This is a genomic window from Parabacteroides sp. AF48-14, assembly GCF_003477465.1.
Lineage (GTDB): Bacteria > Bacteroidota > Bacteroidia > Bacteroidales > Tannerellaceae > Parabacteroides > Parabacteroides acidifaciens.
Window position 1 is genome coordinate 83,272 of sequence record NZ_QUDI01000022.1, and the last position, 10,169, is coordinate 93,440.

Here is a 10,169-nt window from a genome sequence, read left to right on the forward strand (position 1 = left end):
CAGACCTACCCGCTATTCATGTTACAGCCGTGAAACAAAAGAACCCCAACTGTAACATAGAAGGAAGACAGTTGTGACATGCAAAGAAGACAACCGTAACATGCAATAGAGGACCGGTGGTTATCCGCTATTGATTCAAATATTCTTACAACTAAAACAAAAGAACAAAAAGATTCGTTACTTTTGCAGAAACAATCATATAGGAATGTGTCAATGAGAACTGTTATCAGGTGTGCCTTCTGGCTGTTAAGCCTGTTCCTCGTGTCCAATATCCAGGCCGTCACCCCGCAAAAGGGGCAGCTGAAGTTAGGAGCCGAACGTATGGACGTCGTTACCCGCCTGTTGAAAGACAAGCAGGTCGGATTAGTCGTGAACCAGACTTCGATCCTCGAAAAACAGCAAAAACACCTGTTAGACGCCCTACTGGAAGAAGGTGTCAGCGTAAAGAAAGTGTTCGCTCCCGAACATGGTTTTCGGGGAACAGCCGATGCCGGTGCGGAAATAAAAGACAGTCGTGACGTGAAAACCGGCGTTCCCATCATTTCCTTGTACGGTAAAAACAAAAAACCGACAGCCGAACAGCTGACCGGGTTGGACGTGATCGTGTTTGACATTCAAGACGTCGGTGCTCGTTTCTACACCTACATAAGCACTATGCATTATGTAATGGAAGCCTGTGCCGAAAACGGAGTCGAATTTATTGTGTTAGACCGCCCTAATCCCAATGATTTCGTAGACGGCCCTGTCCGCGAAGAGAAGCTCAAATCGTTTGTCGGCGTCGATCCGCTGCCCATTCTTCACGGCCTGACCATAGGCGAACTGGCCTGGATGATCAATAAGGAAGGCTGGCTCGACAGCACGCCCGATACCTGCAAGCTGCATATCGTAAAGATGGAAAACTGGAGCCACGGCGACCCTTATTGGCTGCCGGTCAAGCCCTCTCCCAACCTGCCGAACGACCAGGCAATCCGCCTCTATCCTTCGCTCTGTTTCTTCGAAGGGACGAATATCAGCGTGGGTCGCGGCACTTATTATCCGTTCCAGATGCTCGGTGCGCCGGATCCGAAATACGGAGATTTCACCTTTACACCGACCTCCTTGCCGGGATTCGACACAAAGCCTTTGCATATGGATAAAGAATGCTACGGCATAGATTTACGGGAATATCCTTTTCCCGGAGGACTGACCTTGAAGTTTTTCCTCGATTTCTATAACCAGGCAGGGAAAGACCAGGCCTTTTTCTTTTCCCGCCCACAATGGTTCGACCTGCTGGCCGGAACAAAAGAACTGCGCTTCCAGATAATCCGGGGTTTGAGTGAAGACGAGATACGCGCCAGTTGGCAACCGGCTCTGAATGAATACAAAAAATTGAGAAATAAGTATTTATTATATCCCGATTATCACTAACTTTGACCGATTATTTAAATCAAATTTAGGGTGGTTACAAATAAGTTCTTTTTTTTTAAGGCACATGTGTATAAAATAATATTATTGCTGGCCCTTTGCTTTCCACAAGGAGTAAGGAGTAGTGTACCCACCCATGCCAAAAAAAGTTTTGACATTCTTATTATCCAGTCATACGATGAGACTCTGACGACTTACTGCAAATTTGATAAACTGCTTCATGAAAAGCTACAAAAAGGACACATAACATCCAATATACGTACATTCTACCTGGACTGCGAACGCTATAACGCCCATGATGAAGAAGCACGTATGTATTCTTATCTCGACACACTAAGCTTCAAACCGGATATTATTGTTGTAAACGACGACCAGGCAACTTATACCCTAATGGCCTGTAACCATCCGCTGGGAAAATCCACCCCTGTCGTTTTTTCCGGCGTTAACTTTCCCAACTGGGAATTACTGAAACATCATCCGAACTTCACCGGTTACTGGGATAAGCCAGAGTATCTGAAAACATTGAAGCTGGTCGAAAAGCTATACGGAAGCTCCAAAATACTGATTTTCAGAACCAACGTATTTATCGGCAATAAAGCTTTTGAAGTATTGCAGGAAGATCTTAAGGGACAGGATATAGCGATCAACGAAGGACTGTTCCCGGCACGTTCCAGACGTCAGCCCAGAGTCATCCAAGCAGGAAAGCCCGGAGGGACATCCCTGTATATGACAGTGGCAGACAGCTTGACCGCACGGCAACTGCTCTGGGTATTTGAAGAAAATCCATATACGGCCTGCATGCAAATCATTCTGGACTTTAACGTATTGACCATCGGCCGCCTGGCCAACGTCCCGAACTTCACGGTCATTAATAACGGATTCAACGACAACAGGGGAATCACCGGAGGCTACTTCACCACCCTGCAGCTGCAAGTCGACTGTGTAGCTAAAACGGCTACCCATATTCTTAAAGGGACATCGCCCGACCAGATTCCCATTACAGTAAGTCCGAAAGTCTATGCTTTCGACTGGAAAGAAATGCGGCGCTTCAACATAAAGATAGAAGACCTGCCCGAAGACAGTATCATTTATAACCTCCCGTTCGAAATTCGTTATAAGACTTATTTGATCATCGCCGGCATCTTGTTCCTGATAGCTGTCACTTATACCATCATGCGCCTTGTTTATATGTATCTTCGTGAGAGCGAGCGGAAAAAGCTTGCCCAGCTCCGGTTGGTCGAAGCGAAAGAGCGGGCGGAAGAAGCCAATAAGATGAAATCGGCCTTTTTGGCCAACATGAGTCACGAGATACGGACTCCTTTAAACGCGATCGTCGGTTTTACCAACCTCCTGCAGGACGAAACGGACCTGACGCAGGAAGAACGTGAATTGTTCCGGGATACGATCAATAAGAACAGTAACCTGTTGCTGAAACTGATCAACGACATATTGGAACTGTCGCGTATCGAGTCGGGGCGCATGTCGTTCACTTTCGAGTACTGTTCACTGAACAAGCTGATGGAAGAAATCTACCAGACACACCATCTGCTCATGCCGGCCGGCATTTCTTTCCTGAAAAAGATTCCGGATATGGATATTACCATCCATGTGGACCGCTTCCGGTTCACACAAGTCATCACGAATCTCATCAACAATGCCGTCAAGTTCACGACGAAAGGATATATCAAGATGGGATACCGGTATGATAAAAGCACCAATGAAGTACATATCTTCGTTGAAGATACCGGAAAAGGGATGTCGGAAGAAGCACAGAAGAAAGTGTTTGAACGCTTCTATAAAGCCGACGAATTTGTACAGGGAACGGGCCTTGGATTATCGATTTGCCAAACCATTGCCGAACGCCTGAACGGACGGATCACCCTCTTTTCGGAAGAAGGAAAAGGCAGTTGCTTCACACTGATATTGCTTGCCAGCAGAAATAAAAAATGGGGATGTATCAAAAAGTAAGTTCTAACGCTTTAGCGTGTCATTGCGGGCTTGACCCGCAACCTCATACTAAACTGATTTACAATGATTAGGATGAGATGGCGGGTCAAGCCCGCCAGGACACAGACGCTATAAATAGGACTTTTTGACACATTCCCACATTCAAACACTTCACTATAAAATTATTTTTTTGCAATCACCATCAGCTTCGTATTGTCCGTGCCGTAGAAAGCGATCTTATCGACAGGTCTCACATCACCTTCCGCTTCAAAACGGACAACCTTATCCAATGCTTTCAGCAACTCCTGCTCACCGCTCATATCCGGACAAGCCATACGGGTTGTTGCAACCTGCGGGAACTTGATGATATTCTTGCGCGTATCGCTATATTCGATCTGTCCCATCATCCGGTTGCAACCGGCTTTTCCCGAAAGGGTATGACGGGCGGCGTCGAATTCGATAACCTGCTTCGTCTCAGCCGGGTTCAATGTCTTTCCGTTCAACTCGACGATATTCCAGCTTCCATCCAGATCGGAGAAAGTGGCTTCCACCACCTTCTTTGATTTACAGGAAGCAAAAATACCGATGCTTAAGACTGCCAGGCAAAGATATATATACTTCTTCATCTCCGTAAAATTAGTTTTTAGACAAGACGAGCACAACGTTTCCGCTTCCATCGACCAGCAACATTTCGTTTTCGGACTGTCCGGCCTTAACCCCCTTCACATCGTCAAACGACTGCAGGATCACGCCTTCCGTCTCCATATCCGGACAAGCCATCATGGTTGCAGCGGCCGGATTAATCGTAATCGAAGAAATATCTTTGTCGTCCAATACAACTGTCGAATTGAAGATATTGCATCCGGCATTGCCATGAACCTTTTTATCTTTCATGTCAAATTCCATATAGGGCAAATTTTCTTTCTGTATCTTTTCCCCTTTCGCTTCTACAATATTCCATTTACCTTCCAACTTCTTTGCATCCGTTTTGGCTTCAGAGCAAGAAAACAACATCCCGACAAACGCGGGAACCATCAATAATGTCAAAATAGCTTTTTTCATTTTTACTTTTTCTTTTATAATTATCTCTCGTAAAATTAAGACGCCAATTTACGGCAAAATGTTCCCCGGACAGTCATTATTTAACTCATCTTAACAAGAACAGTTCCAAACGGACCGAAAGGGCAACCAGACCGGACCCCCTCTTCGATTTATATATAGATTAATTTTGTATATTTGTTGCAACGAAAAGAAAGCCGATGATGAATAAGAGATTTGCCTTGTATATACTGTTCGCAGGATTGCTCTCCTGCTTATCCTGTACCCACACGAAACAACAGCCCGAAGAAGAGGTAGACAGCGAATGGTTAGACAGCCTGCAGCATGTTTACCAATACGGCGTTTGCATCGACTCGCTGAACGTATCGGAATACAAGATCAAGAATGGCGATAACCCCGCCTCCATCTTTTCCGGCCTCGGTTTCTCGGCTATGAAAGCGGACAGCATCTCAAAAGCATCCACAGATATCCTGGACCCGACAAAACTGCGTGCGGGTATGCATTATTATACGTTCACGACGCAAGACAGCCTGGCCGACATCCGGTATATCGCTTTTGCCAAATCGCTCGTAGACTATGCCGTCATCGACCTGACCGGCGATTCGATTCTGGCTTACGAATTTAACAAGCCGATCACCATCAAACGCCATTATACGGAAGGGACACTCAACTCCTCGCTCTGGAATGTCATCAAATCGAGCGGGGCCGACCCGTTGTTAGCTATCAAGATTTCCGATGTCTACGCCTGGCAGATCGATTTCTTCGACGTGAAAGAAGGAGATTCGTTCCGGGTCTTATACGACGTGGCTTACATAGACGACACGACCGCCTTGAACATCACCTCCATCGGAGGGGCCGTTTTCACCCACCAGGGTAAAGACTTCACCGCCATACCGTTTACACAGGACAGCGTTTTCGAATATTTCGACTTGGAAGGAAACAGCCTCCGGAAAGAATTCCTGAAAGCGCCGCTCGACTTCTTCCGCATCACTTCGCGTTTTACAAACGCCCGTTTCCATCCGATCCTGAAACGCTATCGCGCCCATCACGGCGTAGACTATGCCGCACCTGTCGGAACAGAGGTCAAGAGTATCGGGGCCGGAACCATCATCGCCAAAGGATATATGGGAGGCGGAGGAAACACGTTAAAGGTGAAACACAACTCCGTCTACACCACTTCCTATATGCATCTGAGCAAGTATGCCAAAGGGATACAAGTAGGCAGCCATGTACAGCAGGGACAGGTGATCGGATACGTCGGATCGACCGGCCTTTCGACCGGGCCGCACCTCGACTTCCGCGTCTACAAGAACGGACAGCCGATCAACCCGCTTCAGATGGAAGCCCCGCCTTCGCTACCGGTCAAGCCGGAATTGCGCGACAGCTTTGCCGTCGTGAAAAAGGCGGTATTGGCCGAGCTTGACAGCATGAGATTAAAAACTAATCAATAAATATTCAGGATATGAAGTTTTTAGGAAATATCATCTGGCTTATCTGCGGCGGACTGATCACAGCCGTGGAGTATCTCATCTCCAGCTTAGTGCTGATGGTGACGATTATCGGGATTCCTTTCGGGGTGCAAACATTGAAGTTAGGAATGCTCGCCCTGTGGCCTTTCGGCAGCAAAGTGACGGACAACGGCAATTCCGGCGGTTGCCTCTGCCTGATTATGAATGTAATCTGGATATTTGTCGGAGGCTTCTGGATTTGCCTGACTCATTTAGGCTTCGGCCTATTGCTGTGCATCACGATTATCGGGATTCCTTTCGGCAGACAACACTTCAAGATGGCGGCTCTGGCCCTTGCCCCGTTTGGAAAGAATATCGTTTAAGGGAAGAAATCAGTCTATCACCGGATAGTTTTGCCGGGCTTCGGCACGGGTGCAGGCGTTAAAATGCCACCATTCATAAGGGATGGAACGAAAGCCGGCCTGCTTCATCAACCGGCGCAGCAGACGGCGGTTCTCAAATTCCGGACGTGTTATCCGCCCGTTGTCCAACAGGACCTCTTCGTTGGTCGTATGCGCCTCTTCCCCGAAAAAATCAAAAGGAGTGCCCATTGGAAGGGGTTCTCCTTTTTCATCTATAATAGTCAGGTCGACGGCCAGCCCGTAGTTATGCAAACCGCCTCCGTTGGCGGGATTGCTGACATAATTCGTCTTGTCGGTTCCCCGGACTATCGCCCACATCTTTTGTTGTACCGACATGGGGCGGGCGGCATCATAAATCAGGAAACGCCATCCGGGATGCTCCTTTTTCAGCAGCCGGTGGGCAGCAAGCAGCTTATGCGCCGCATCGGGATGTAGCCAGGCACGCGTTATACCCGAATAGACAGCTTTTCCAAGAAAATTATTAGGCGAGGCATACACCAGTTGTACGCGCAAAGTCGTATCCATCGAAGTGACGTCTACCAATTTACGCCCCGCCATATAAGCATCCAGATCCTGCCCCCGGCAGAAAGAGGAGAATAGTAGTATTACAAATAGAATGAGATGTTTCATCCCCAAAGCTTACACCAATCCCTGATTATACCGGTAAGCCAGATCACCTCCTCCGTTACCGGATTTAGGTTTGGGAGTGACCGGCTGTTCTTCAGTCTTTTCGGGTGCGGAAAGCGTTTGCTTGTACAGTTCCGGATTGCTCAATACTTCCAGTGCCTTATCCAGTACCTCATCTTTTTTCAGGCTTTGGATCAGCTCGCCTTTCTGGAAATAATAATGCTTCATGATCTCGGAAGCTAAGAGCTTCTTGATCTGTTCCTTGTTGCGGTCGAAATCACGTTCCAGGTCCGGAGTGAGTTTTGCATCCAACGTATCGAAAATCGTTGAATCGCTGTCCATATATCCTTCGAACTTGGCCACTTCCTTCAGATTCTTCAGCAGTTTTTCACTCTGCCGGTCATAAGTGAAGTTCTTTTCTTTGGCATATTGTTTGAAAGCCTCGAAATCTTCGTCGGTCACTTCAAAGTCCTCGGCCGGGGCGATAGTCTTATGCTTTTGCGACCAATGCGCGACAAAGTCCGTCAGCACGAAATCGGTGACCAGATAATACATCATCGTCGGCGTTTCCGGTTCCTCGATCTTGAAATCGGGAGTGATACCGCCACCGTCGCGTACAGGGCGTCCTTTGGAAGTATAGAATACCGAAGTCAGGCTGTCGGGGATAGCGCCGACGCTTCCATCGGCATTCCGGTGCGTATAGTCCAACTGCTGGATGCAACGCCCGCTGGGGATGTAATATTTACTCATCGTCACCTTCACGCTTCCGTTGTAGGGAAGTTCGCGGGTCGACTGCACAAGTCCCTTTCCAAATGAACGCTGTCCGAGCAATACGGCGCGGTCCATATCCTGCAAAGAGCCCGAAACGATCTCGGCGGCAGATGCAGAACCTCCGTTAATCAGGACAGCCATCGGCATAACCGTGTCGAGCGGTTCGTTGGGCGTACGATAAGTACGGTCCCACTGGCTGATCTTGCCTTTTGTCGAAACGACTTCTTTTCCTTTCGGGACGAACATGCCGACAATCTGCGTGGCGCTTTCTAATAGGCCGCCACCATTGTTACGCAAGTCCAGTACGAGCGACTTGATATGATGATTCTTTTTCAAATCCTCCAAAGCATTCTTCACTTCCTGCGCGCTCTTGTCGGTAAAGCCTTTCAAATAGATATAACCTACGCCATCTCCCCGGACACCATAATAGGTGACCTGGTTTTCCAGAATCTGCTTGCGAACCAGTTCCACCCGGCGGGGTTTCTTATCATAAGGACTTTGTATCTTCAATACCATCTTCGTATTGGGAACGCCTTTCAGCAGGGCACTCACCTCGTCCGACGATTTATTCGTCACGTCTACCGTATCGACAGCTAAAATGCGGTCGCCCGCCTTCAACCCAGCCAGAGCCGCCGGCATACCTTCAAACGGTTCGATAATATAGACACCTCCCTCTTTCCGTTCACGGATATAGGAACCGATACCGCCGTATTCGCCGGTCGTCATGAATTTCAGCTTATCCATCTCCTGTTCGGGATAGTATTCCGTATAAGGGTCCAAGCCTCCCAACATGGCATCGATACCGCGACGCACTGTCTTCTCCACGTCGACCGAATCCACGTAAAACATTTCCACCTCTTTCACCAGAGCGTTAAAGATATCCAGGTTTTTACTCACCTCGAAACGGTTATCTTGCTGCGCCTGTCCGGGGATCATCCCTCCAAACAGAAACAGAAAAGCGATAAGAGCTATTATTTTCTCTCGTTGTTTACACATAGAATATTTAGTTAATTAACGACGTAAATGTATATAATAAACGCTTGTCAGTCCAATATACTATTTACTTTTAACTTTATTTGTCCCCATTTATCATCCGGAATCTGCGCACCGATTACATCAATTATATAGCCCGCCAGGAGCGAACCGATACGGGCGGATTGTTCCAATGTTGCACCGACAGACTGCCCGTAAAGGAATCCGGCGGCAAAATGGTCGCCCGCCCCGGTCGTATCGACAGGCTTTCCGCCTTCCGCCGGGACAGCGATAATCTGTCCTTTGCTGCCGACCAGCGCACCTTCTTTACCTAAAGTCACTAAAGAAATTTCCACCTGTTCGGAAAGAACCTTTACCGCTTCCTGCGCTTTCAGTCCGGTAAAGGCTTCGGCTTCGCTCTCATTGGAGAAGAGGATATCGACATATTTAGGAATAATATCTTCCAACAATCCGCGAAAAGCATTCACGATATTGAAGTTGGATAGGTCGAGCGCCACTTTCAGTCCTAACTTCTTCGCCTTCTGCATAGTCGCACGAACCAGTTCTTCGTTCACCAACAGGTAGCCTTCTATATAAATACATTGGTAGGCCGACAGCATCTCTTCCGTAATCTCATCGGACGTGATCGTCGGAGCCGGGCCGAGGAATGTACCATCGTACGCTCGCCATCGGGTGAGATCAGGACCGTGCAACTACCGGAAATACCGTTCGTCTTGGCAAAATAAGGGGTAACTCCCGCCTTTTTCAAGGCCTCTTCATAATATTCGCCGACAGAATCGGAACCGATTTTACCGATAAATCCGGATTTCGCCCCGAGAATAGCCATCGCCCGCATCGTGTTACAAACCGAACCGCCCGGCGCCTGGCTGCGTTCCAGCCCTTCCTGTGATTTACGGATTTTGATCATCTGTTCCTGATTAATCATATCCATTGCCCCTTTTTGCATACCAACTTCTGCCAGTACATCATCGTTCTTCAGCCTCAACAGTACGTCGACCAAAGCATTTCCTAATCCAATCGTATTCATTTTTTCTATTTTTTTTCGCAAAGATATTGCATATTTCAAAAAGAACCTCTACTTTTGCAGAGCATTTTCAGAAAGGGGTATAAGAAGCCCGAAAATGAAGGATAAATTCTTCCTTAGCTCAGTTGGTTAGAGCATCTGACTGTTAATCAGAGGGTCCTTGGTTCAAGTCCAAGAGGAAGAGCAGAAAAGAGAGATACTTCACAAGAGTATCTCTTTTTCATTTTATACGCATAAAAGGTTACGGGTGTAGCATTCACAGCTAAGAAATTGTGAACTTGTAAATGATGATTTAGCGACATTGTCTTAGGGCTGTAAGCCCGGCAGATCTCAGCCCAAGGCGTGAGCCTTGGGTTAAGGAAACGTATCTCTCCCCCCTCTTAGCCCTGTAAGGGGCGGCACCGGTAACATCCTGTGTCACAATGTATCGCCCTTACAGGGGCTCGAAGACAGAGGTGTCCTATTTAAACCCAA

8 protein-coding genes, 1 tRNA gene and 1 pseudogene are annotated in these 10,169 nt (G+C 47.7%); 5 read left to right on the plus strand and 5 right to left on the minus strand.

Going from position 1 to position 10,169, the window contains the following annotated elements; all coding sequences use genetic code 11:
• Positions 1-213 precede the first annotated feature (213 nt).
• Both DW083_RS11875 and DW083_RS11880 read left to right on the plus strand, forming a co-directional pair.
• Positions 214-1,407 carry an exo-beta-N-acetylmuramidase NamZ domain-containing protein gene (locus DW083_RS11875; RefSeq protein WP_122332501.1) on the plus strand — a complete coding sequence of 398 codons (1,194 nt, stop codon included), beginning with the start codon at positions 214-216 and terminating at the stop codon, positions 1,405-1,407.
• Between the two features lie 66 nt (positions 1,408-1,473).
• Positions 1,474-3,372, plus strand: a complete 1,899-nt coding sequence (locus DW083_RS11880) for an ATP-binding protein (RefSeq protein ID WP_233552175.1) — start codon at positions 1,474-1,476, stop codon at positions 3,370-3,372.
• Positions 3,373-3,533: 161 nt separating this feature from the next.
• On the opposite strand, the gene DW083_RS11885 is transcribed toward DW083_RS11880, so the two are convergent.
• The gene (locus tag DW083_RS11885; RefSeq protein WP_122332502.1) at positions 3,534-3,977 is read right to left on the minus strand and encodes an META domain-containing protein; all 444 of its coding nucleotides are present in this window, start codon (positions 3,975-3,977) and stop codon (positions 3,534-3,536) included.
• 10 nt (positions 3,978-3,987) lie between these two features.
• A complete protein-coding gene (locus DW083_RS11890; RefSeq protein WP_115501358.1) occupies positions 3,988-4,413 on the minus strand; it encodes an META domain-containing protein in 426 nt (141 codons plus the stop codon).
• 200 nt (positions 4,414-4,613) lie between these two features.
• Here DW083_RS11890 and DW083_RS11895 point away from each other — a divergent pair, with 200 nt between their 5' ends.
• Positions 4,614-5,861 (plus strand): M23 family metallopeptidase, encoded by a 1,248-nt coding sequence (locus DW083_RS11895; RefSeq protein ID WP_122332509.1) that lies wholly within the window; start codon positions 4,614-4,616, stop codon positions 5,859-5,861.
• Positions 5,862-5,872: 11 nt separating this feature from the next.
• The gene (locus tag DW083_RS11900) at positions 5,873-6,241 is read left to right on the plus strand and encodes a YccF domain-containing protein (protein WP_115501357.1); all 369 of its coding nucleotides are present in this window, start codon (positions 5,873-5,875) and stop codon (positions 6,239-6,241) included.
• Positions 6,242-6,250: 9 nt separating this feature from the next.
• Here the strand turns inward: DW083_RS11900 and DW083_RS11905 are convergent, their stop codons facing one another.
• The 3 genes and pseudogenes from DW083_RS11905 to DW083_RS23625 all read right to left on the minus strand — a co-directional run bounded on the left by DW083_RS11905 (position 6,251) and on the right by DW083_RS23625 (position 9,698).
• Positions 6,251-6,910, minus strand: coding sequence for a M15 family metallopeptidase (locus tag DW083_RS11905; RefSeq protein WP_122332503.1), 660 nt, complete (start codon positions 6,908-6,910; stop codon positions 6,251-6,253).
• Positions 6,911-6,919: 9 nt separating this feature from the next.
• Positions 6,920-8,674 carry a S41 family peptidase gene (locus tag DW083_RS11910; protein WP_122332504.1) on the minus strand — a complete coding sequence of 585 codons (1,755 nt, stop codon included), beginning with the start codon at positions 8,672-8,674 and terminating at the stop codon, positions 6,920-6,922.
• Between the two features lie 47 nt (positions 8,675-8,721).
• Positions 8,722-9,698: pseudogene (locus DW083_RS23625) on the minus strand (adenosine kinase).
• 107 nt (positions 9,699-9,805) lie between these two features.
• On the opposite strand from DW083_RS23625, the gene DW083_RS11920 reads away from it, so the two are divergent.
• Positions 9,806-9,879, plus strand: a tRNA-Asn gene (locus DW083_RS11920).
• Positions 9,880-10,169: the final 290 nt, after the last annotated feature.